Genomic DNA, 22033 nt, shown 5'->3' with positions numbered 1-22033 from the left:
AACCCACCAACGGATTCTGAAAGGAGGAACCATGCAACAGTCCCTGAACCCCTGGATCACCAGCCCCGCCGCCGACGGAGCAGAAGAGGAGGCACCGGACGCGCACGTGCCGCCTGCGGCAGTGATCAGTGAGCCGCTGAGGGGAATGGTTGAACCGGACACGGCAGACCGCCTATCCCGCCGCACCATGTCAGGTTCTGCAGCGCTGTGGATTACCGGCGCCCAAGGGGGAGCTGGCGAGAGCCGCATCGCTGACCTGCTCGAGGGGGCCCGCCCCACCGACCACTGCTGGCCCGTCCTGCAGGACGGGAGCACACCCCGGGTGCTGCTGGTCTGCCGGGCAGATATGCGCGGCCTGACAGCGGCACAGAGCGCACTGACCCAATGGGCATCAGGCGCGGCACCGAAGCTGGATCTGCTCGGCCTCGCCGTCCTGGCGGACGCACCGGGGAAGACTCCCAAAGCGCTCCGTGACTTCGCCGCAATCGTCGGCGGGGGAGCGCCCCGACTCTGGACCCTGCCCTGGGTAGAGGCCTGGCGGCACGGCGACACCACAACGCCGCCAATGGGCCGCGAATACCAACGATTCATCAATGACTTGGCCTCCCTGGCCACCGACACCACACCCAGAACCACCCACTGAAAGGTCTCACCATGAACTCGTTCTCCGCACTTGCAGCAAGCGTCATCCCTAACCCCACCCCGACCGTCCCGGCCGAGGCCGGCGGCCTGCTCACGGTCCTGAACTGGGCCTCCGGTATCGGCCTGGTCCTGGGTGTCCTTGGCGTCATCATCGTTGGCATCGGCATGGTGATTCAGCTCCAGCGCGGCGAGGGCGCACAAGCCATCGGCAAGCTCGGCTGGGTCCTCCTGGGCTGCATCATCATCACCGGCGCTTCCGGTATCGTCCGCGCCTTCGTCTAAGCCAGCACCAACAACGGGAGGTTCATCATGAGCCAGTCAACAGAGAGCACCACCGAAAGCAATCCGTTCACCAAACCCGGTTTCCTCATCGCTGCCGCGCTGGTGGTCGCGCTGATCGCAGCAACCGTCGTCATCTTCCTGCTCCCCAAAGGACAGGGAAATGCCCAGCCGGCTCTTGCCCCGACAGAGACCAGCAGCACAGCCGCAGCCAGCCCCAGCGCCTCCGCTGGGGCTGGCAAGAGCGTCTGCGGCCTCCCTGCGAGCAAGGAAACTGCACTGGGAACCGCGCCCAAATCCAAGTGGGACTTGCTCGGAACCATGGCCGTTCCAACAGATCCATCAACAGCAGGCCCCGGCACTGTGGGCAAGGACGGTCTGAGGTCGTGCTTCGCCCAGTCACCCACAGGGGCTCTTTACGCAACGGTAAACATCTGGGCGTCGTCATTCAACGGCTATGCAAAACAGGTTTACCTGGAGCTTTCAGCTGACAGCCCTTCGCGGGACAAAGCAGTACAGGCCATAAAGGAAGGCAAGGACGTCAGCGGTGGGACCTCACCGAAGGTCCAGATCGCCGGCTTCATCATCCATTCATATACTCCCGAAACAGCCGTCGTGGAGCTGGCCATCAAGAGCAACGACGGCGGATATGGTGCTTTCTCAACGTCAGTGCTTTGGGAGGACGGCGACTGGAAACTCGATATCCCGCCCGCTGGCGGAGGCGCAGTTCGCCAGATCAGTGACCTGAGCTCGTTTATCCCTTGGGCCGGCGTCTGACATGGCAGAAAAGGAATGCGAAGTTTGGAACGCGGTCTGCTGGACCCAACAGGGTGCCAGCAATGTCGCGGCGGGGATCGCAGACGACGCAATCAACAATCTTGCAAAAGCCATCATGGAGGGCATGAGCCAGATGGTGACAACACTGTCTACCTTCTGGGTCTCCATGCCCACGGTGAACCTGGCCAGCGAGGACGGCACCACGCCAAGTCCCGTTGTTTCTGCGGTCAATAGCGAATTGATGCCCTGGACGCTGGCGCTGGCAGTCCTCGCCGTCATCCTCGGAGGCATCCGGATGATCTGGGAACAGCGTGGGGCACCGCTAAAGGATCTTCTCCGCTCGCTGCTTACGCTCACTTTGGTGTCGGGCCTTGGCTTGGGTGTCATCTCGATTCTGGTGATCGCGGCGGACGCCTTTTCTGTCGCCGTCATCGAGCGTTCCACGGACGGGAAGGGATTCGCAGAGTCGATGAACATCCTGGTCGTAACCAACCAGACCGGCGTCGGGGTGTTTATCCTGATCGTCCTGGGGTTGATTGGCCTGATTGCCTCTCTCGTCCAGGTCGTGCTGATGGTGGTGCGCAGCGGCATGCTGGTGATCCTGGCGGGCATCCTGCCGACCACGGCCGCGTTCACGAACACGGAGATGGGCAGGCAGTGGTTCCAGAAAGCAGTTGGCTGGACTATTGCCTTCATCCTCTACAAGCCTGCGGCAGCCATCGTTTACTCGGTCGCGTTCCTGCTAATGGGCAACGGTGCGGGCCAGAACGCGCTGATTAGGTCCATCACGGGCTTCACGCTAATGGTCGTTGCCTTGTTCGCCCTGCCAGCCCTGATGCGGTTCGTGACGCCGATGGTCGGTGCCGTCGCCTCTGGCGGGGGAGCCGGGGCAGGCGCGGCAGTGGGGGCCATGGCCACAGGTGCCGTCTCCCTGGGCCGCAGTGGCAGCGGCAAAGGCAATGCCGCACCGACACCAGCGAGCACGCAGAGCAACCAGTCAGGCACGTCTCCGAAGGGCAGCGACGGAACACCTGGGCCCAAGGGAGGCGGCGGCCAGCCGACGCCAGCGTCGACCGGTCCTGCTGGAGCCACCGGCACCGCGGCGTCTGGCACAGCAGCTGGTACTGCAGGAGCTGGGGCGGGAGCAGGAGCAGCAGCTGGGGGAGCCGCAGCAGCAGCTGGACCAGTTGGCATGACCGTAGCCGCAGGAGCACAGGTGGCGTCAAAGACATCGCAGGCAATCGAAAAGACCGCGCAGGATTCAACCGGGGAGGGCCCCAGTGGCAGCAATTAGCACCGAATACAAAGAACCGTCCTACGGAAACTGGCGCGTACCGCGCTCAGCCGGTCTGGGCAACCTCGGCGCTATCGGCACCGGGATTGTCATGGCCGGGCTGCTGCTGGGAATCACCAGCTTTGCTATCTGGGGTCTGCTCCCGGGCCTCGCTGTCCTGGCCGTTGCCGGGGCCAGCGCCCTGTTGCTGACGATAAAGGACAAGCACGGCCAGTCCGTTGTTGACCGGTTCGGCACCCGCATGGCTTTCAAGCTCTCCAAGTCCTCCGGAACGAATCTCTACCGTTCCGGCCCCCTGGGCGTGACGCAGTGGGGCATGTACCAGCTCCCTGGCCTAGCCGCGAAGTCCACCCTGTACGAGTTCACCGACTCCTACAAGCGCCCCTTCGCCCTGTTGCACGTGCCGACCACCAGCCACTTCACGGTGATCTTCTCCACCGAACCTGACGGAGCATCCCTGGTGGACCCTGAACAGGTCGATGCGTGGGTGGCGAACTGGGGCGGCTGGCTCGCCGGCCTGGCCGATGAGGCCGGGCTGGACGCCGCGGCTGTCACGGTGGAGACCGCCCCCGACTCCGGGTACCGGTTGCGGAACGAAGTCATGATGAACATCGACCCGAACGCGCCGGCATTTGCCAAGGACATGCTGAGTGAAGTCGTTGATACGTACCCGGAAGGATCGGCCACGGTCCGCGCCTGGGTGTCCCTGACCTTCAACTCCGCTATTCGGGCAGGGTCCAAGAAACGCACACCGGAAGATGTTGCCCGTGACCTCGCCTCGCGGATCCCGGGCCTGTCGGCCCGCCTGCAGTCCACCGGCGCCGGTATCGCCCGGCCGATGTCCGCGCAGGAACTCTGCGAGGTCGTGCGGATCGCCTACGATCCCCCCGCTGCCCTGATCATCGATGAAGCCCATGCCGCCGGTTCTCCGGTGTCCCTGACCTGGGGCGAGGTCGGCCCCACCGCGACGCAGGCGAGCTGGGATACTTACCGGCACGACAGCGCGTTCTCAGCCTCCTGGACGATGACTGGCGCCCCGCGCGGGTCTGTGAATTCCTCGGTCCTGTCCCGGCTGCTGGCCCCGCACGGGGACGTTGACCGTAAGCGAATTTCCCTGCTGTACCGCCCGATGGATTCCGCCCGGGCAGCTGCCGTGGTCGAGCGGGACCAGAACAACGCCAACGTCCGCATCACCTCCGGGACCAGGCCCAGCGCCCGCGCCCTGGTCGATGCCCGCTCCGCTGTGCAGACCGCGCAGGAGGAAGCCCAGGGGGCCGGGCTGGTGAACTTCGGGATGGTCGTCACGGCCACCGTCACCGACCGGGAACGCCTCGATGATGCCGTTGCCGCTGTGGAGCAGACCTCCGGTACTGCCCGGGTGTTGTTGCGCCGCGCGTACGGCGCGCAGGACACCGCGTTCGCGGCCTCCCTGCCGCTTGGCCTGGTGTTGCCCAAGCACAGCATGGTGCCCTCCGAGATTAAGGATGCTCTGTAATGGCCCTCATGGACATGTTCACCCGTGCCTCCAAGCAGACCACCGAGCGGGCAACGGCGGCGCCCAAGAAGAAGGCTGAGAAGCAGCCACGCGAGGCCGGGCCGGGCGCCCGTGGCTGGTCCGGTCGTGGCGGGGGCATGGCCCAGCTCGTCCCGTCCGTGAAGGAATACCGGGGAACAACGGTTCAGGTCTGCGGCCTGTGGCCGTTTTCCTCCGGTGCGTCCTCGCCCATGATCGGTGTCCCGCTCGGTCGCCACGAGGAAACACAAGCCACGGTCTGCTGTGACCCCATCAGCTGGTTCCAGCGCGCCCGACTCATCTCCAACCCCTCGGCCTTCATCCTGGGCAAGCCCGGGCTGGGGAAGTCCACCGTGGTGCGGCGGATGTTCATCGGTCTTTCCGCGCAGGGTGTTCACCCTCTGATCCTGGGAGACCTCAAGGGCGAGCACGTCAAAGCCGTTGAAGCTCTCAACGGGCAGGTCATCAAGCTTGGCCGTGGCGTCGGGTACCTGAACATTCTGGACCCCGGCCAGGCCGTCGAAGCCGCACAGCTGCTCGAGGACAGTGGCCACCATGAGGACGCCGCCCGGGTCCGGGCCGATGCGCACGGCCGGCGCCTGACGATGGTCGTTTCGCTGATCACCATCAGCCGGAACAACCCGCCCACCGATCAGGAACAGACAATCCTTGACCGGGCGCTGCGGGTCCTCGATGACCGGTTCGACGGTATTCCTGTCCTGAAGGACCTCCTGGACGTCATTGTCTCCGCGCCCGATGAGCTGCGCCAGGTCGCACTGGACCGGGGCGACATGACCGTCTACCTGCAGGAAACCCGGGCACTGGAAGCAACCCTTCTGGGCCTGACCGGCGGAGGGAAGCTGGGGGAAATCTTCTCCCGGCAGACCACCAATCCAATGATGCGGGACCGCGCAGTGGTCTTCGATGTCTCCAGCATTGACGAGACCGAAACAGACCTGCAGGCCGCAATCCTGCTGGCCTGCTGGTCCTACGGTTTCGGAACCGTCAATGTCGCCAACGCCCTCGCGGACGCCGGTCTGGAACCGCGCCGGAACTACTTCGTGGTCCTGGACGAGCTGTGGCGGGCACTGCGCGCCGGCAAAGGCATGGTGGACCGTGTGGACGCCCTGACCCGGCTCAACCGCTCCGTGGGCGTCGGACAGATCATGATTTCCCACACCATGTCTGACCTGCTGGCGCTGCCGGCGGAAGAGGACCGGATGAAAGCCCGCGGCTTCGTGGAGCGTTCCGGCATGGTCATCTGCGGTGGTCTGCCGGCCTCGGAGATGCCGTTGCTGACCTCGGCCATTCCGTTGTCCCGGCAGGAGCAGCAGAAGCTTATTTCGTGGCAGGACCCGCCCGCGTGGGACTCACGCGGCGTTGACGTCGAACCTCCCGGCCGTGGGAAGTTCCTGATCAAGGTCGGCGGGCGCCCGGGGATCCCGGTGCAGGTTGGGCTGACCTCGATCGAAACCGGAGACCATGGCGTGAACGACACCCAAACGAAGTGGCACGCGCCCGCTGATTCTCTTCTTGAACCAGCAGCTCCGCAGCTGCCCACCGAAGGAGGCACACTGTGAGCGCACCGAACCGTAAGGGAATGGGCCTCGGGGATGCCCTGCTGGTCTGGTTGGCTATCGGCCTTATCGTCGTCTTCGGCGGCGGGACCTACGCGGCCGTACACCTGGGCTCCTGGATGGCCGGCATCGAAGCACCGCCCGCGCACCCAATTGACCTGATCGCCGGTCTGGTCAAGGGCCGGGTTCCCTGGCCAACCCAGTCCACGGTGGCCGCGTGCCTCATGGCCGGCCTGATTCTGGCCCTGACCATCGTCGTGCTGGTGGCATGGAAGAAGGGCGCGTCCAAGCGTGCCCGGGTCGATAAGGCCGCCCGGTACCTGGGCCGTGGGAAGTCGCTGGCCGCGTTCTCCGAGAAGGGCGCGAAAGCGACGGCCGAGAGGCTGGGCGTGAAGGACACTCCGGGCATCGTCGTCGGCAAAGTCGTCTCCACGAGCCAGACGTTCATTCAGTCCTGGGAAGACCTCAGCCTCGATATTTGGGGCCCTCGTACAGGTAAGTCGACTTCCCGGGTCATGCCCGCGATCCTGGACGCACCCGGTGCTGTCGTCTCGACCTCAAACAAACGCGACGTGGTGGACGGCACCCGGGGGGTCCGCGAGCTCACGGCCCCTGTGTGGGTGTTTGACCCGCAGAAGATCGCCCAGGAGGAAGCGGAGTGGTGGTGGAACCCGCTCTCCTACGTCACGGACGAAGAGAAGGCCTACAAACTCACGCAGCACTTCTCGGTCGGTTCCAGGGTCCCGGGGTCCAAGCCGGATGCCTACTTCGACCCCAAAGCCGAAGACATTCTCTCCTCGTACTTCCTCGCGGCCGCGCTCGGGGAGCGGCCCATCACGCAGGTCTACTTGTGGGTGACGGAGCAGGTTAACCGGGAGCCAATCAACATCCTGAGAGAGCATGACTACGAGCTGCAGTACAAGGGCCTGGAGTCCACGCTGGAGCTGGCCGACAAGCAGCGCGACGGCATCTTCGGCACCGCCGAGAAGATGATTCAGTGCCTCAAGAGCAGGAACACTCTGCGCTGGGTCGCTCCGACAGGTGGCGCGACGGTGGCCACGGATGACCGCCGTCAGTTCAACCCGCATGCTTTCGCTGCCTCACAGGAGACGATTTACATCCTCTCCAAGGAAGGGGCCGGCTCTGCTTCCCCGCTCACCACAGCGTTGACGGTGGCCATTGCCGAGGCGATGGAGGAACGGGCCGAGCGCAGTGGGGGCCGTCTGCCCAAGCCTGCGCTGTTCGCGCTGGACGAGTTGGCGAACGTCGTCCGCTGGGCTGCGCTGCCGGATCAGTTCAGCCACTATGGCTCCAAGGGCGTGATCGTCATGGGCATCCTGCAGTCCTGGTCACAGGGCGTTGAACTGTGGGGCGAGGCGAACATGCGGAAAATCTGGTCGGCCGCGAACGTCAAGGTTTACGGCGGTGGCGTGGCCGAAGAAGGTTTCCTCCGGGCACTCTCGGATCTGATCGGGGATTACAGCTACACCAACGTCTCCGTCTCGTCCGGAAAGTCCGGCTCCAGCCGTTCCCGGCAGGAGGGTAAGGAGCGCATCTTCGATGTCTCCAACCTCGCGGAGCTCGACCGGGGCCGCGCCGTGGTCCTGGCTTCCGGTGCCCCGGCCACGCTGGTCCGGACAATGCCCTGGTACACCGGCCGGCACAAGGAAGCCGTGGAGGCGTCCATCAAGAAGTACAGCCCGCGGCCCGAAGAAGAGGCCGTCCCGGTTTCTGCCGCACCGGTCGCTAATCCCTGGGTCACGGAGTAAGGAAGCAATCACTCATGGCAGATGATTTCGGATTGTTCGACACGGATACCCCCGCCCCCAGCCCCGGCACAAGCGAGAACGAAAAGGCCGAGAAGGCCGAGAAGGCGCCGGAGCTCGTCTACGGCACGGCCGAAGAGTTCCTTCATGAGCAGCTGCTGCCGACGTACGTCCGCAGCGTCACCGGGAAGTCAGCGAAGTGGTGCATAGAGTGGTACTTTCACCCCGAAGCCGTCTCCCGTGTTGCGGCCTTGTGGCGTTCCTGGGAGCACTTGCGCCTCGACCCGGCAACCGGGATGAGCGTCTGGTGGCGGGATCACGCAGACCACCACATGGGCGTCCTGCTAAACCCACAGGGACCGTTCTACAGCTGCGACATGAAGGAACATCGCGACCCGGACCATCTGGAACCCAAGAAAGCACCTGACGGCTGGTTCCGCGACGCGAGGACGCAAGCTACCTAGAACACGATGCCCACGAAATGGGGAGACCGCCACTGTGGTCTCCCTTCCGCGTGGGACTCGGCCGCTGAACAGGCAGCCATAGGACTTGCACAGGAAGTCATGGAAACACTCACGTCTACTGAGCTGATATCTCATCCTGTCCCGCTGAGGAATCGTTCAGGATCGAGTACGAACCAGGCCCAGATGACGATCTGCGGAACGCCCAACGTGGATGTTGTCGTCGTCCCCGGTGTGGCGGTGCTTTTTCATCCCTTCTTAACTCGACCACCCGGTTACACGCGGTGCTCGACGCGATGGTTCGAGCCACTAGATGGACCTGAACTTAGCCACGCCGTATGGGGCGGGAAATATCAGTCGGTGGTCGCCGTCCTGGATCTGGAAAACTAGATGCGCTTTGCCCAGTGTCGGGTCTTCTGTGTCGTCAGGAAAGGCACCCACCGTCCCACTTCGCTGGTCGAAAGCGTAGATCCCGTTGACGCCGCGGTAGATGGACTCCCTGAGATGGTCGGAAACTCCCTTCCAGTCTCTGGGACTATCGCTCATCGACCACGCGCCGGCCAGCATTTGCACCATGTCGTAGTGGGTACCCGCACTCGATCGACCCGGCTTCGTTAGATGGTACGCCTTGAACTGCGAGGCGAATCGACCTGACAGCACGTCGTCTTGTGACCCGATCACTGATGACCAGAGCAGGCCTTCGGATAGTGCTCGGGCGCGAACCAGAAAGTCGGGCAGTGAAGGGACATACGTGGTGTAGACGAGTGCGTGAAGTGGGGCTTCGTGGTACAGATCGAGGAACTCGAGGAGCGGGTCTTCGAGGAAACATGCCACGAATATCGCATCGACGGACGGCAGTTCTCGAAGGCGTCGCATGACGGCTGGCCAATTGGGCCGAACTGGGTCCACTCTTTCGTGGACCGTCACTTTCCAATTGAGCCGCTCGGCCAAGGACGCTGCTTTTTCGTCCCAGGTTTGCATGCTTGGGTCCGAGGTGTCGATGATGGCCAGCCGTCTCCCGGCTGGATTCCACGAACCGCTGTCCGCCAGATCTGTGACAACTCGGAGAAAGCCTAGCCCATAGCGATTCTCGGGAGCGCAGACTTGGAAGATATTCCTGAATTGGGCTCCAGATCCGGCGACGATGGAAGCTGCGATCTGTGACGTTTGCGAGTGCATGAGGGGGGCGCCGTGGTTGGCCACTTGCGTGAAGAGCCGCTCCATTTGAGTCGGATTGCGCGCGAAGCTGTAACCAAGCGTGAGGGCGTCGGCCCCGGCCTCAAGGAGGCCGTGTACTCCACGTTCGATGTCCGTTGCCGACGTTACGTCGACCGCGATGGGAAGATGCACCACGGACCGCCCCTGCACCCCGCCCCTTTGGTTGATTTGCGCTATGGCGAGTTCCGCCCCCATCCGCATCTGAGCACCATCCTCGGCGGCAAGGTCGGCCGTCGGGTAGATACCGCCAATGATCAGAGGATGCTTTCGTTCCGGGCCTGGTCGGTGAGTTTTCGATTTTCCGTCGACATTCTTGCTGAGGGTGTTCGCGAAACTGGCCAGTTTCATAGGCGGAAGGCCGCTGGGATCGCCAGGTATTGGAATCACCTGGATCTGCTCAGACACGGCAACTGCAGCAGCCGCGGAGCGGCTCTCTACGCCCATCTTCAACAGAATCCGCTCCACATGGGTGCCGATTGTGCGCCTCGTGTTGCCAAGTCGGTTGGCGATGTCGACATTTGAGAGCCCGAAAGAAACCAGGCTCAACACCTGCAGCTCGCGGAGAGTCAATCCATAGGGAAGAGCCCGCTTCAAGATCGTTACTTCGACGCCATTGGCATGAGGTCGAAGCTCCACATAGGACAGTGATCCAGACTCAACCTGGTAAAAGCTGAGTTCGCCCGACAGGGATCTAAGTGCGGCGCCAGCCATGAGGTTGAAAGGTTTGCGTACCGCCGTGCTTTCCCCGCGATCCCCGCCTGCACTTAGGAGTGCGGGAACCCACCACCGGTCGAGGATCTCTGCGTCCTCGGCTTGATCGATCGCCCGGATCTGGGCATGCGGCTGCATGGAATGAATTTTATCAAGTATCAGATGCAAGTGGAGTTGGCCATACGTCAAATGACGAATGCGTGTAACGGGAAACACATCCATAGTTGGGTACATGTTCACCATCGCTGCTTGCAATTACATTTTCCGTGAGGTCACCGGTTTTGACGACTTCGTCGATCACGTGCGTGAGGTCCTGGACAGCGCGGACGCTGCTGACCTGATCGTGCTTCCTGAGCTGATGACACTAGAGCTCATGACTACCTTCCCCGGCTGGGAATCGGCCGAGTTGGGGCTCCTAGCAGATACACGAATTTTCGCGTCGAAGTTCGAAGCTTTGATGAACGACGAGGCGAAAAGCCGCCGGAAGTTCGTCGTGGCGGGTTCGCACCTGACGGATACGCCACAGGGCATCCGCAATGTGTCCCACCTGTACGGCCCATCCGGACTCGTCTCCACTCATGCGAAGACTCATCTCTTCCCGGTCGAATTCTCGCTCGGCACGGGTGAAGGCGACACCCTGGGTGTGTCCGATCTCCCCTTTGTGCGTGCGGGGACGAACATCTGCTACGAGGCAGAGATTCCGGAGTGCGCTGCCACTGTCGTCGAGCAGGGCGCGGAATTGCTGATCGTCCCCTCTCTGACCTTTACCGAAGCCGGCTTCTGGAGAGTTCGCCATTGCGTTCAAGCGCGATGCATCGAGAATCAGGTCTTTGCCGCCCACGCCGGCGCCGGCGGTCCGGCACGCGGCCCATTCCCGGGAAGTTACGCCAAGAGCTCGATCCTTTCGCCCTGCGACAATCCCTGGCCGGCGTCAGGCGTCCTTGCAGAGGCGGTAGCGAACGAAGATTCCGTGGCCATCGCTGAATTGAACCTGGACGACCTAAGGCAGAACCGGAAGACGGGCGCAGCGACAACCTTTATGGACCGCAGGCGCCGGGCCGACCGGTACGCCGCATGGCCGTCCCACATCCTGACCAACATTTAAGGAGAATTGAACATCATGGCAACTATCTGCCTCACTTTCGATTTCGACGCTATCTCCGCCTGGGCGGGCACCTTCGGCCTCACCACGCCGCAATATGTATCACGCGGCGAATATGGGGCGAACGTCGCAACTCCTCGCATCCTCGACCTTCTTGAACGAGAAGGCGTGAAGAGTACTTGGTATATCCCTGGCATGGACGTGGACACCTATCCCGAGGTGTGCCGCCGTATCCGGGACGCCGGTCACGAGATCGGTCATCATGGCTACGCTCATGAAGGGCCGACCGCCCTTTCCGAGCAGGCCGAACGCGATGTGCTGGAACGGGGACTCGATGCACTGGACCGGGTTCTCGGCGTGAAGCCCTACGGCTACCGGTCACCTGCGTTTGACCTCTCGCCGAATTCGACCCGGCTTCTGCATGAATACGGTTTCGCTTATGACTCAAGCATGATGGCCAATGATTTCGAGCTCTACAAGTGCCGCACGGGTGACATCATTCACACTGACAAAGCCGTCGAATTCGGACCGACGCTAGACCTCGTGGAGGTGCCCGTAACGTGGACCCTGGACGACTTCCCGTTCACTGAGTTCGTGCTGGCTCCGGGGATGCTCGTGCCCGGATCGACCGATGTCGAAGCAATGGCCCAGCGCTGGATGGCTGACCTAGACTTCATGATCGAGGAATACCCTACTGGCGTTTTCACGCAGACATTCCACCCCCAGTCAATCGGCAGGGGAAGCCGGCTGCGCATCCTCGAGAGAATTATCCGAAGGGCAAAGGACCACGGAGCCGAATTCTCAACGGTGAACGACGCCGTGGTGAAGTGGGGTGCCCGGCAGGGCACGCTTCGCTGACCCCACAAGCGGTCCTAGTTAGTCGGTTGGAAGGATGACTGCATTCCGCCAAGCCCCGCAGTAGCAACGCATGAGGGACCTCCGGCAAAGGACCGCATGGACTGCGCCCCGAGAGTCGGCTTTGAATCTGACTCAGCCTCTCGGGCGCAGCCGTTCTACGATACGGCGGCCGTTTTACCAAGTCCCTACATCAGCTCTACTACCCCGTTGCAAGAGTCAGGATTCGCTGAGGACCATACCAAAGCGGCAACCAAGGAAGGACCGGCGATGGCTCGTCGGGTGCCGAAACCAGATGCGTTCTTTTACGTACGTGGTCTATGGCCTTGGCAGGCCTCCGGGCGCGGCCGCCGCTTACCTGGCACTCCTTACGCATACCACGGTCCAGATCTCGGTCTATGGGGACCTGCTGCGTTCGACGCTTGTGCACCTGAGTGCTCCCGATCTCGCGTTGTGGACTTATAGTCTTGCCGTTGTAGGGCGCTCCCTCGCTTCGAACCGACCAACGTCTTCTCCGGCGCCCCCGGCATCGGCCTCATGATGGCCATGGCAGCATTCAGAGGGCTTGGAATTGACCGTCATTTTCCGCGACGAAGCGCCCGACCCCCGATAAGACCAGCCCCCCCGTACTACCTACCTTGCGGTCATCGGAACCGGGCTGCTCTCCGCGGTCGTCTTTTGGGCAATCGTAATGGCATGGGGCCCAAACGGTGTCGTGAACGCCACCGCCGTAGATCCCACCGCGATGCTGATCACCACAACCCTCAATACCTCGGCACGGCTGGAGAATTTGTTGTCACCACCCTTCTGCTGACTAGCCGGTTCGCCCTCTCGCCGTCATAACCCTCTGAAAATTTAGAAGGACACATAATGAACCTCCCCGCCGTCGACACCGATCATGCGCAAGGCCACTCGGAGACAGCTCCCGCATCTCCCCTAGCGGATTTGACGGCTTTCGAGTTCGAGCAGATCCGTGGCGTTGTCTCGTCGCAATCGACTTTCACGGCGACGACGCGCTTCGCCTACGTGGGACTTGAAGAGCCGCATAAACGCGAAGTGCTTGCCTTCCGTGACGGCGCCGGTCCCCGTCCTGAGCGTCTTGCCCGGGTGATGCTGTTGGATATGGCTACTGGTGCCTCCACGGACAACATCGTTTCTCTTGACCAGGCCCGGGTGGTCCGGTCTGTGGGCATTGACCCGGGCGAGGGTCAGGTGCCGGTCCTGTTGGAGGAGTTCGACGCTATCGCCGGGATCTGCGCAGAGGACTCCAGTTGGGTTCAGGCATTGGCCGACCGCGGGACCATCCCGGAGAAGGTCATGTGCATTCCGCTTTCGGCGGGGTATTACGGGTTTGAGGAAGAGGTGGGTCGCCGCATCGTGCGTGTGCTGGCCTTCCGCCAGGACTATCCCGAGGACCACCCCTGGGCGCATCCTTTGGAGGGGCTGTGCGCCTACGTGGACACGATCGAGCGCAGGATCACCCGCCTCATCGATACAGGGGCGGTGCCCATCCCGGTCGAGTCCGGCAACTTTGATGATCCCAAGGTTCAGGGTGAGCCGTTGACGTCCCTGAAGCCGATCGAGATCACGCAGCCCGAGGGCCCCAGCTTCAGCGTTGACGGGGAGTCCGTGAGCTGGGCGAACTGGAAGTTTGACATCGGCTTCGATGCCCGCGAAGGACTGATTCTGCGCAATCTTTCCGTCACCGACGACGGGAAGGACAGGCCCGTCATCTACCGTGCCTCAATCGCTGAGATGGTCGTGCCGTACGGAGACCCGTCCCCGATCCGGTTCTGGCAGAACTACTTTGACCTCGGCGAGTACCTTTTCGGCCGCTTTACCAACTCCCTGGAGCTGGGCTGCGACTGCGTAGGGGAGATCAGGTACTTCGACGCTGTACTCTGCGACGAACTAGGAACGCCATACACCATCAAAAACGGCATCTGCATGCACGAAGAAGACTTCGGAACCCTCTGGAAGCACTCCGACATGTTCACCGGATCCAACGAGGTCCGGCGCTCCCGCCGCCTGGTCATCAGCAGCTTCACCACCGTCGGCAACTACGACTACGGCTTCTACTGGTACCTCTACCTCGACGGGACCATTGAACTGGAGGCCAAACTCACCGGCATCCTGTTTACCTCCGGCTACACGGAGGTCGGCGCCCCCTACAACTCCGAGGTAGCCCCGGGACTTGGCGCCCCGTACCATCAGCATCTGTTCAGCGCCCGTCTGGACATGATGGTCGACGGTGTCGCCAACGCAGTTGATGAGGTGGACGCCGTGCGCCTTCCCTACAGCGACGCCAACGACCGCGGGGAAGCTTTCACCAAATCAGTCACGCGCCTGGCTACCGAACAAACAGCAGCCCGGGAAGCCAAGGGCTGTGTCGGCAGGGCATGGCATATCGTCAACACCGAGAAGACGAACCGTCTGGGTCAGCCCACCGGATACGTTCTTTACCCGGATGACAAGCCCACCCTGATGGCCGACCCGGACTCCTCGCTCGCAGCGCGCGCAGCCTTTGCCACCAAGCACCTGTGGGTCACCCAGTACGACCCTGCCGAACGCTACGCTTCCGGGGATTTCGTCCATCAGAGCCCCGGAGGCGGTGGACTGCCGGCTTTCACCGCCCAGGACCGGTCCGTGGACGGCGAAGACATCGTCCTCTGGCACACCTTCGGACCAACACACTTCCCCCGCCCTGAGGACTGGCCGGTCATGCCCACCGACTACGCCAAGTTCACCCTCAAGCCCTACGGCTTCTTCGGCAAGAACCCGGCGTTGAATGTTCCACCCAACAAAGCAGCGGCAGGACACTGCACTACTCCGGCCGCCGCTGGCGCCCACGGGTGCCACGACTAGAGCGTGTCTCCCAATTGGCGTGGCTGGATCGGGCCCATGGTGCACGCCTGCCCGGTAGTGACAGCGAGATGCTCCCTGGCTCGGATCGCAGATGCTGGTCCGGGTCGACCAATGGTTGGAATTCCCGGGCAATAAGCGGCAGGCACAAGCAAAAGTGGATTGCGATACGAAAGGCAGCTCCATGGGAGACCAAGCAGATTGGAAGGATTTGGCCGGCCGGCAGGTCCAGGTTCGGAAAGAAGGCCGAACTATCCGGAGCGGCTATGTCAAGGACGTAGCCGCTACTGCGGACGCCCTCTGGCTGGAAGCCTACGGCGTCGAACCTCGAACCCTGTATGAAAGAGCGCAGGGGTATACCGTCCTACCTATCCGACCCCGTGAGGTGACCAAGTCATGAACATGCAGGATGTGGAACCCATCGAAATCAAGGTCCGCGACAGGGCCTCCATGGACCGCTGCATCACTGCGGCGGTCGACCGGATGATCGAGAGCGCCAGGCAGCAACGGACGCACGGCATCTTGGTGACCCGGCTCGGAGACGGGCACTTCGTCGTCGGCCTCAGCAATTCAGTCCCTTTTGGCTATACGGATCAACTCGATTTCCAACGCCAACCCGCCGGACGGTCTGCGGACATTGTTCCCACGCTTCCAGCCGTTCGGGCCGAAAAATATCTATTGGGAGACACGCCGTAGTCGTGGTTGAAGCCCTGCACCTGGGGACCGTCGGCTTGGCCGCGGTCGGTGCCTGCTGCACCGCCGCGGCCAGAACCCGGGGGAAAACTCTCGACGTCACCGTCTCTCTCATCATGCTTACAGCAATGATTGACGCAGTCGCCGGGTTCCACCTCCTTCCGGCCGTCGGGTGGTCTCTCGCCATGCTCACGGCCGTAATGGCCTCCGGACTGGCGCAGCACCTCAGAAGGAGCTCTCGTGACTCACCTGAGCGGCAGGGCATGAGGGTACATCGCAACATCGGCGCGATATTGATGGCTGCGCAACTTATCTGCATGGATGCCATGCCCCATACTTCGCCGGCCTCGGAACATGGCATGCACGGGGTTGCAGACCCGCTGGGGATCCTTCTTGGCGTCGGATCGGCCGCGTATACCGCAGCTAGCCTTTGGCAAGCGTTAAGACATCAAACGACTCGACCGCCTGGCCGCATTGAGTCGGCTGCGATGGGACTTTCTGTCCTCATCATGGCCGTCATCGCTTTATAGCACCAGGAGCTGCGGTTTCCGCAACGTGCAAGACGAGCTCCTCTACGATCCCCTGTTGCACCCGGATATCTTAACAAAGGAGCTATATCTCATGACAGCTACAGCAGATTCGTCCAGGCTTATCGCCGTTCGTCCTGACGTTCGTGAATTCACGGCGAGCGCGAAACAGATGTATATCGGTGGTGAGTTCGTCGATGCCCTGTCGGGGAGGACGTTTGAAACGGTTGATCCTGCCACCGGCGAGGTAATCACCACCGTTCCTCACGCCAGAGCTGAGGATGTGGACCGTGCCGTGGCAGCTGCCCGATCTGCATTTGAGGCAGGTGCGTGGCGCCTGATGACGCCAGCCCAACGCCAACGCGTGCTCTGGCAGATCGGCGAGGGCATCCTGGCCAGGGCTGACCAGTTCGCCCAGCTTGAATCCATTGACAACGGGAAATCCGTCGGTGTTGCCCGGGCCGTAGATGTTGCATGGGCGGCTGAGATTTTCTTCTACTACGCGGGGTGGGCGACCAAGATCGAAGGTCGCACGATTCCTGTGTCTGTCCCTTGGGCCCCGGGTGGACAGTTTCACGCGTTCACGCTGCGGGAGCCGGTGGGCGTGTGTGCCCAGATTGTGCCTTGGAACCTCCCCCTGGTTATGGCGGCCTTCAAGGTGGCACCGGCACTGACCTGTGGAAACACGGTCATTCTCAAACCTGCGGAACAGACACCCTTGACGGCGCTGTTGCTGGCCGAGGTCATTGACGGGCTCGGCCTGCCTGCCGGTGTATTCAATGTCGTTACCGGATTCGGTGACGCCGGCGCGGCCCTGGCTGCCCATGGCGACGTTGACAAGGTAGCCTTCACGGGCTCGACCGAAGTGGGAAAGAAAATCGTGGCGGCCTCACAGGGCAATCTGAAAAAGGTGTCACTGGAACTCGGAGGCAAGAGCCCGCAGGTCGTGTTCGCCGACGCTGACCTCGATGCGGCGATCCCGGGTACGGCCAGCGGCTTCCTGTTCAACCACGGCCAGGCCTGCACCGCAGGCACCCGGTTGCTGGTTGAAGACAAGATCTTTGAGGAGTTCACCCAGGGCGTCGCCGAGGTCGCGGCATCGCAAAGGATCGGCTCGGGGATGGACACCACCACCGATATAGGTCCCCTCATCTCAGGTGAACAGCTGGAACGGGTCACTGGCTACATCGATGCGGGTCTCGCCGACGGGGCCCGCGCCCTGTCCGGCGGCAAGCGCCACGGCACGACCGGCTTTTACGTCGAACCGACCCTGCTGGTGGATGTCAACAACAGCTTCAGCGTCTACCGGGAAGAGATTTTCGGTCCGGTCGCTGTTGCCGTTCCGTTCAGCGCCGCAGACGGAGTCAAGGCAGCGGCGAACGACACCCCCTACGGTCTCGCCGCCAGCGTCTGGACCCGCGACATTTCCAAGGCCCACCGGGTGGCGTCCGAAATCCAGGCGGGCACCGTCTGGATCAACTGCCACAATGCATTCGACACGGCCCTGCCGTTCGGAGGCTACAAGCAGTCAGGCTGGGGCAAAGAACTCGGCGAAGGTGCGATCGACATGTACACCCAGAGCAAGTCCGTAAACATCGCGCTCTAACAGCTAATCAGCACGCCTGTATGGGTCCTGGCGGACTGCCGGGACCCATACAGAGACGGCGCTACCCTGAGCACAAGTGCATGGGGCACCCCGTCTTCGTGCCCAGCAGCAAAGCTGCTTCCTGCCGCCGGTGGATCAGTGGGTCCAACAACACACATCCTGAGTGCACCCCCGCCACGAACGAATCCTTTTCCGGCTGGACCATATTATCTAGCGGGCGGGGCCGCTTTTGGTCCTTTCCGCGCCCACTGCTGCCCCTGTGCGGGTCTTTTTGGCTTTGGCTGCGCCCTTGCCCATGGTGACGGCTGCGCTGGGGTGTGTGCCCTCGCTGCGTTCCGCAGCGGCGCGCCCCTGGACTTGGGTTTCGTTGGCTCCGGTAGTTGCCAGGGATGCGGCGAAAGCATTCTGGCGTTCCGCTGAGCCGTAGTCGGTGGACGACGTGCTCTCGGCTTTCAGGCCCTGGTCTTTGAGCCGGCTGCTGTCGTTTCCGGTGACGCGGTTTTCGATCTCGCGGCCGACGCTTTCCATGCGGGCAAAGAGTTCCTTTTCGGCTCGTTCGTACCGCTGCTCCACGGGCGTCCGCTCCGTGCCTTTGAAGCCGCCCTCGGCCAGGAGTTTGGCCTCGTGCATGTCCTTGGCTGCTTTCACAAACTCGGGATCCTCGAAGTGGGAGTCGCCGGCCCCGTTGACGTTCGCTGTGGTTTCCTCCCGCAGCTGATCAATGTCGGGTCCGTTGATGCCGTCCTTGCCGATGAGGAACATGCGTTCCTTGATGGCAGAGTCGGCAATTGCAACGGCTTTGGGGGTCTTCGCATTATGAGCGGTCTGCAATGCCTGGGCCAGCTCGGGGTTGGCCATGTACTCTGCGGGCACCTGGTGGCGTTCCATTTCCGGGGCCAGTTTCGCGGCCTGTGCGCGGAGTTCTTCGGCGCGGGCCGCTGCGAGCAGCCGCATGGCCTTCTCGTGCTCCACGGCCGCCTTGCGGGTCTCTTCCTGGCTGCGCGCCAGTTCGTCCTGCCGGGCCTTCTCGGTGGTGATGACCTGGATACCTGACTCAAGGTATGCGGCGTCGGTGCCGACGTCGTGGGTGTCGATACCGTAGCGGGTGAGAACTTCCTGACGGATCTTCTCCGAGGCTGCCAGGGCGGCCGGGTCGTGGTCCTTCCAACCCTCAGCGACGGCGTGTGCCGTGGCAATGTCATGGGGCTGGGCTTTGTCCCACCACTGGTCCTTCTCCACGGGTGCCAGGGCCGCGTGCGCCGCGCTGCGATCAGCAGTGAGGCGTGCCTGCGCTTCGTGCGCTGCCTGGGCGTCTTGGTGTTCCTGCTGCCGCTGGGATTCCTGCCGCCGCCGGGCCAGAGTCTCGGCAATGCGTGAGGCGATCATCAGCGACTGCCGCAGGCCGCCGTCCAGGACATCATCCATTCCATCTGATTCACTCATCTTGCTCCCCTTGCAGTAGGTGGTGGTCTTTATCGGTCCAGCACGGGGCCGGAATCCCGGCCGGTGTGCTGGTGGGTTTTGGCCGGTGTTGGTGTGCTCGGCACCGCTGACCCTGGGCGGATCGGCGACATACCGCGGAGACCAAGCTCTACGGAATTCGGGACCCCGGCCTGTTCTGGTGCACCGACGGTGACCGGCCTGGGCATGGTCGCTGCGAACGGTTTCAGCTGTTCGGTGACGACGGCACGGAGCCGCTGCGCTTCTCTGGTTCGTCCGGACTGTTGGTGCATTTCGTGGATGGCGAAAGCGGTGTTGACCAGCTGCAGCATGAGCGCCGATTGAGCCGCCGTCTTGTTCTTGCTCGATGCCGCCATGAACAACATGGCAGTACCGGCTATGGACGGCAGGGCAACGGGCTTGCTGTGCTCCCGTGGTGCCCGGAGCTGGGCGGTGCGGGACAGTTCGGCGGCGGTGGCCGCCAAGGGCCCGGGCGTGGGTTCGAGCCGGTGGGACCATGCCGCGAACGCGCCGGATACTTCCCTCGCTGCTTTCGCCCAGGTGGCGTGATCATCACGGGGCAGTGCACGCAGCTGCTCAACCAGTGCGGTCGCGTTCCGGGTGTATTCGACCCACATTTCCTCCGGTGGTGTTCCGTTCTCGGGGCCGGTCCTGGACACGGTGCGCCTGTTGCGGGCAGCTGCGTTCCATTCCGCTGCGGCTTCGGTTGCCAGGTGCGGTGAGTCCATCCACTCTTCACGCAAAGTACCGAGCTTCAGGTCGGACGCGAGCGTGCCGCCGCCGAACCAGATAGGACGTTCGCCCTGCTTGGGCCGCTCCGCTACGGAGTACCCGACAATGACGTCGGTGGTGTTCTTCGCGTAGCGCGGACGGAGCAGCATGCCGGTGTCGCGGGCACGCCGGACGAACTCACCTTCGGTAGCCGAGGCGCTGGCGCTGGCACGGACTTTCCGGGCCAAAGATGAGCGGTGCATTTCCCGCTCGTCCCGGACAGCAGTGGCTTTCTCGGCCCGGTCGTAACCACGGGTGGCGTGCACCGTGGAGAGCTGTTCCAGCCCGTACTTGACCTCCAGCTCACGACACGACTCCTGCGCCTTCTTGTAATCGCCGTGGGTCGATGCCTTGGTTCCGTCTTCGCGGACCAGGGAGACGGCCAGATGGATGTGGTGGTTGCCGTTCTCGCTCGTGCCGTGGTTGACCGCAACCCACCGACAGCGGGCCTTTCCGCTGGTTTCCGTGAAGCCCATGGAGTCCACGAAGTCATTGGCGATATCGCCCCACTGCTGGTCCGTCAACGCCCCCTCTTCGGCGCGCAGACTCAGCGAGCAGTGCCACACACTGGCATCCTTGTAACCGACGTGGACGCGCTCCTTCTTGGCCGCATCCCACTGCATGTCCTTGATCTGAATCGATACGCCATATGCCCTGCGGGGCTGGTCAAGATGCTTGGCAATAGCAAGCGCATCGTCACGGTCCAGAACTCCGTCGTCGTACCACGCCATGATCGCCGCGTCGCCTGCTACCAAGCGGGGATCGCTGTGTGCGTTCTTGGTCTTGTTGGCGTCAGTCGATGCCAGGTAAACCATGAGCCCGCCCATGCGCGAACCGCGCGTGATGTTCGGGATCATCCCTACATCAGCCCCTCAATGGTGCGGTCAATGCGCATCGCCACTGACCGGAGATGCTTCAGTGCTTCGCGTGCTTCATCGGGGAACTCGCTGGTGGCGTTTGCCTGCCGTGCGAGCTGGTTGATGTTGTTGGAGGAACGGGCCAGCAGATTGTGCAGGGACATCAGTTCGGCGATGGCTGCACGCCGTTCCGTTGTCGTCTCCTGGGTCTCGGACAACGCCGATGTAATCAGCAGGTTCGGGACGGTAACCTTCTCGCGCTCAGCCCTCGCGACCAGCGCGGCTTCCTCTTCAACGGTGACCCACAGGTCACGGCGCTTCTTGGTGCCGGCGGGAGTGTTCTCCCGGCGTCGGCGCGACAGATTGAAACGGTGAGTGAATCCCTCATCCGACATTCAATCCATCCCTTCAAGGCCCAGCGCAGCGACCCCGGAACCGGGGACCACACTGACCAGTGTGCCGCACTCGATCGTCAGTGTCGAGCGCGACAAGCCACTTACACACGTGTAAGTGTATAGCTTGCTCCGCATGGTCGAGTTTTCGCGTTTTCGGAGTCACTGTGCACATTCCAGAAAACTCCAAACCGTCTCGGTGGGAAAACCGGTAGAGTCAGGGCATGGACATCAACGACATCGCCGCCAAGGCGGCCGCAAAAATTGACGCCGCCAGGGACACCAAAGTCAACGCTGTGAAGACCGCCGCTGCCAGCAGTGTTGAACTCGCAGAAGCAGCCCAGCTACTTGCAGCCGCCGAACAGAAATATGCCAAGGACTACCAGACAGCCCTCCGCGCCGACTGGACCGAATCTGACCTGCGCGGCTTCGGACTGGACGCGCCGACGAGGAAGGCCGGCGGACGTCCGCGCGGCGCCAAAACAACTCGCCAGGCAAAGCACAATGATGACGCAGCACGCGAGAACGAATGATCGGCATGACGGACTTCGACAACTAGCTGCCCCTCGCCCACCCGTGCACGGCAAAAGCAATTTCCTTCGGGCTTTTCCCGCACACAGGTGGACGACGGGACCCACCTGACCGCCTGCACACAACCACCACGTCACC

Annotated in this window: 18 protein-coding genes; 14 read left to right on the top strand and 4 right to left on the bottom strand. The window is 62.6% G+C overall.

Translation table 11 applies throughout. The annotated features are described in order from the left end of the window. The first annotated feature begins 31 nt into the window (after positions 1–31). Genes HMI60_RS20670 through HMI60_RS20635 form a run of 8 tightly spaced genes read left to right on the top strand, consistent with a single transcriptional unit; the run spans position 32 to position 8312 of the window. Entirely contained in the window at positions 32–643 is a 612-nt protein-coding gene (locus HMI60_RS20670; RefSeq protein WP_193591272.1) for a DUF6668 family protein, read from the top strand. A gap of 11 nt (positions 644–654) precedes the next feature. After that, complete coding sequence (locus HMI60_RS20665) at positions 655–924, top strand: hypothetical protein (RefSeq protein WP_193591271.1); 270 nt, start codon at positions 655–657, stop codon at positions 922–924. 27 nt (positions 925–951) lie between these two features. Then, positions 952–1698, top strand: coding sequence for a hypothetical protein (locus HMI60_RS20660; RefSeq protein WP_193591270.1), 747 nt, complete (start codon positions 952–954; stop codon positions 1696–1698). 1 nt (position 1699) lies between these two features. Continuing rightward, a complete protein-coding gene (locus tag HMI60_RS20655; protein WP_193591269.1) occupies positions 1700–2992 on the top strand; it encodes a hypothetical protein in 1293 nt (430 codons plus the stop codon). Further along, positions 2979–4487, top strand: a complete 1509-nt coding sequence (locus HMI60_RS20650; RefSeq protein WP_193591268.1) for an SCO6880 family protein — start codon at positions 2979–2981, stop codon at positions 4485–4487. The genes HMI60_RS20655 and HMI60_RS20650 overlap by 14 nt, the downstream gene beginning before the upstream one ends. Next, a complete protein-coding gene (locus tag HMI60_RS20645) occupies positions 4487–6085 on the top strand; it encodes an ATP/GTP-binding protein (RefSeq protein ID WP_227453748.1) in 1599 nt (532 codons plus the stop codon). Before HMI60_RS20650 ends, HMI60_RS20645 begins: the two co-directional genes overlap by 1 nt. Next, positions 6082–7851, top strand: coding sequence for a type IV secretory system conjugative DNA transfer family protein (locus tag HMI60_RS20640; protein ID WP_193591267.1), 1770 nt, complete (start codon positions 6082–6084; stop codon positions 7849–7851). Before HMI60_RS20645 ends, HMI60_RS20640 begins: the two co-directional genes overlap by 4 nt. 14 nt (positions 7852–7865) lie before the next feature. Next, positions 7866–8312 (top strand): DUF4913 domain-containing protein, encoded by a 447-nt coding sequence (locus HMI60_RS20635; protein ID WP_193591266.1) that lies wholly within the window; start codon positions 7866–7868, stop codon positions 8310–8312. Between the two features lie 306 nt (positions 8313–8618). Here the strand turns inward: HMI60_RS20635 and HMI60_RS20630 are convergent, their stop codons facing one another. Further along, the gene (locus HMI60_RS20630; protein WP_193591265.1) at positions 8619–10376 is read right to left on the bottom strand and encodes an ABC transporter substrate-binding protein; all 1758 of its coding nucleotides are present in this window, start codon (positions 10374–10376) and stop codon (positions 8619–8621) included. A gap of 94 nt (positions 10377–10470) precedes the next feature. Between HMI60_RS20630 and HMI60_RS20625 the strand changes: the two genes are divergently transcribed. The 5 genes from HMI60_RS20625 to HMI60_RS20605 all read left to right on the top strand — a co-directional run bounded on the left by HMI60_RS20625 (position 10471) and on the right by HMI60_RS20605 (position 17883). Further along, entirely contained in the window at positions 10471–11343 is an 873-nt protein-coding gene (locus HMI60_RS20625; protein WP_193591264.1) for a nitrilase-related carbon-nitrogen hydrolase, read from the top strand. A gap of 15 nt (positions 11344–11358) precedes the next feature. Further along, positions 11359–12198, top strand: a complete 840-nt coding sequence (locus HMI60_RS20620; RefSeq protein ID WP_193591300.1) for a polysaccharide deacetylase — start codon at positions 11359–11361, stop codon at positions 12196–12198. Positions 12199–13065: 867 nt separating this feature from the next. Then, the gene (locus tag HMI60_RS20615; RefSeq protein WP_193591263.1) at positions 13066–15060 is read left to right on the top strand and encodes a primary-amine oxidase; all 1995 of its coding nucleotides are present in this window, start codon (positions 13066–13068) and stop codon (positions 15058–15060) included. 393 nt (positions 15061–15453) lie between these two features. Beyond that, positions 15454–15753 (top strand): hypothetical protein, encoded by a 300-nt coding sequence (locus HMI60_RS20610; protein ID WP_193591262.1) that lies wholly within the window; start codon positions 15454–15456, stop codon positions 15751–15753. Between the two features lie 618 nt (positions 15754–16371). After that, positions 16372–17883 (top strand): aldehyde dehydrogenase family protein, encoded by a 1512-nt coding sequence (locus HMI60_RS20605; RefSeq protein ID WP_193591261.1) that lies wholly within the window; start codon positions 16372–16374, stop codon positions 17881–17883. A gap of 210 nt (positions 17884–18093) precedes the next feature. On the opposite strand, the gene HMI60_RS20600 is transcribed toward HMI60_RS20605, so the two are convergent. Genes HMI60_RS20600 through HMI60_RS20590 form a run of 3 tightly spaced genes read right to left on the bottom strand, consistent with a single transcriptional unit; the run spans position 18094 to position 21367 of the window. Then, positions 18094–19326 carry a hypothetical protein gene (locus tag HMI60_RS20600; RefSeq protein ID WP_193591260.1) on the bottom strand — a complete coding sequence of 411 codons (1233 nt, stop codon included), beginning with the start codon at positions 19324–19326 and terminating at the stop codon, positions 18094–18096. 29 nt (positions 19327–19355) lie between these two features. Continuing rightward, entirely contained in the window at positions 19356–20972 is a 1617-nt protein-coding gene (locus HMI60_RS20595) for a relaxase/mobilization nuclease domain-containing protein (RefSeq protein ID WP_193591259.1), read from the bottom strand. 2 nt (positions 20973–20974) lie between these two features. Continuing rightward, complete coding sequence (locus tag HMI60_RS20590) at positions 20975–21367, bottom strand: MobC family plasmid mobilization relaxosome protein (protein ID WP_193591258.1); 393 nt, start codon at positions 21365–21367, stop codon at positions 20975–20977. 221 nt (positions 21368–21588) lie between these two features. Between HMI60_RS20590 and HMI60_RS20585 the strand changes: the two genes are divergently transcribed. Beyond that, the gene (locus HMI60_RS20585; RefSeq protein WP_193591257.1) at positions 21589–21897 is read left to right on the top strand and encodes a hypothetical protein; all 309 of its coding nucleotides are present in this window, start codon (positions 21589–21591) and stop codon (positions 21895–21897) included. Positions 21898–22033 lie beyond the last annotated feature (136 nt).

This window comes from Paenarthrobacter sp. YJN-D (assembly GCF_015040335.1).
Lineage (GTDB): Bacteria > Actinomycetota > Actinomycetes > Actinomycetales > Micrococcaceae > Arthrobacter > Arthrobacter nicotinovorans.
The sequence above is the reverse complement of the archived record's forward strand: the minus strand, read 5'-3'. Positions and strand labels throughout refer to the sequence as shown.

Bases quoted from the DNA above. Each gene is read 5' to 3' on its own strand.
- HMI60_RS20625 (WP_193591264.1), top strand. From the start codon at position 10,471: ATGTTCACCATCGCTGCTTGCAATTACATTTTCCGTGAGGTCACCGGT.
- HMI60_RS20660 (WP_193591270.1), top strand. From the start codon at position 952: ATGAGCCAGTCAACAGAGAGCACCACCGAAAGCAATCCGTTCACCAAA.
- HMI60_RS20635 (WP_193591266.1), top strand. From the start codon at position 7,866: ATGGCAGATGATTTCGGATTGTTCGACACGGATACCCCCGCCCCCAGC.
- HMI60_RS20620 (WP_193591300.1), top strand. From the start codon at position 11,359: ATGGCAACTATCTGCCTCACTTTCGATTTCGACGCTATCTCCGCCTGG.
- HMI60_RS20670 (WP_193591272.1), top strand. From the start codon at position 32: ATGCAACAGTCCCTGAACCCCTGGATCACCAGCCCCGCCGCCGACGGA.
- HMI60_RS20590 (WP_193591258.1), bottom strand. From the start codon at position 21,367: ATGTCGGATGAGGGATTCACTCACCGTTTCAATCTGTCGCGCCGACGC.
- HMI60_RS20655 (WP_193591269.1), top strand. From the start codon at position 1,700: ATGGCAGAAAAGGAATGCGAAGTTTGGAACGCGGTCTGCTGGACCCAA.
- HMI60_RS20615 (WP_193591263.1), top strand. From the start codon at position 13,066: ATGAACCTCCCCGCCGTCGACACCGATCATGCGCAAGGCCACTCGGAG.
- HMI60_RS20610 (WP_193591262.1), top strand. From the start codon at position 15,454: ATGAACATGCAGGATGTGGAACCCATCGAAATCAAGGTCCGCGACAGG.
- HMI60_RS20645 (WP_227453748.1), top strand. From the start codon at position 4,487: ATGGCCCTCATGGACATGTTCACCCGTGCCTCCAAGCAGACCACCGAG.
- HMI60_RS20605 (WP_193591261.1), top strand. From the start codon at position 16,372: ATGACAGCTACAGCAGATTCGTCCAGGCTTATCGCCGTTCGTCCTGAC.
- HMI60_RS20595 (WP_193591259.1), bottom strand. From the start codon at position 20,972: ATGATCCCGAACATCACGCGCGGTTCGCGCATGGGCGGGCTCATGGTT.
- HMI60_RS20630 (WP_193591265.1), bottom strand. From the start codon at position 10,376: ATGCAGCCGCATGCCCAGATCCGGGCGATCGATCAAGCCGAGGACGCA.
- HMI60_RS20600 (WP_193591260.1), bottom strand. From the start codon at position 19,326: ATGAGTGAATCAGATGGAATGGATGATGTCCTGGACGGCGGCCTGCGG.
- HMI60_RS20585 (WP_193591257.1), top strand. From the start codon at position 21,589: ATGGACATCAACGACATCGCCGCCAAGGCGGCCGCAAAAATTGACGCC.
- HMI60_RS20665 (WP_193591271.1), top strand. From the start codon at position 655: ATGAACTCGTTCTCCGCACTTGCAGCAAGCGTCATCCCTAACCCCACC.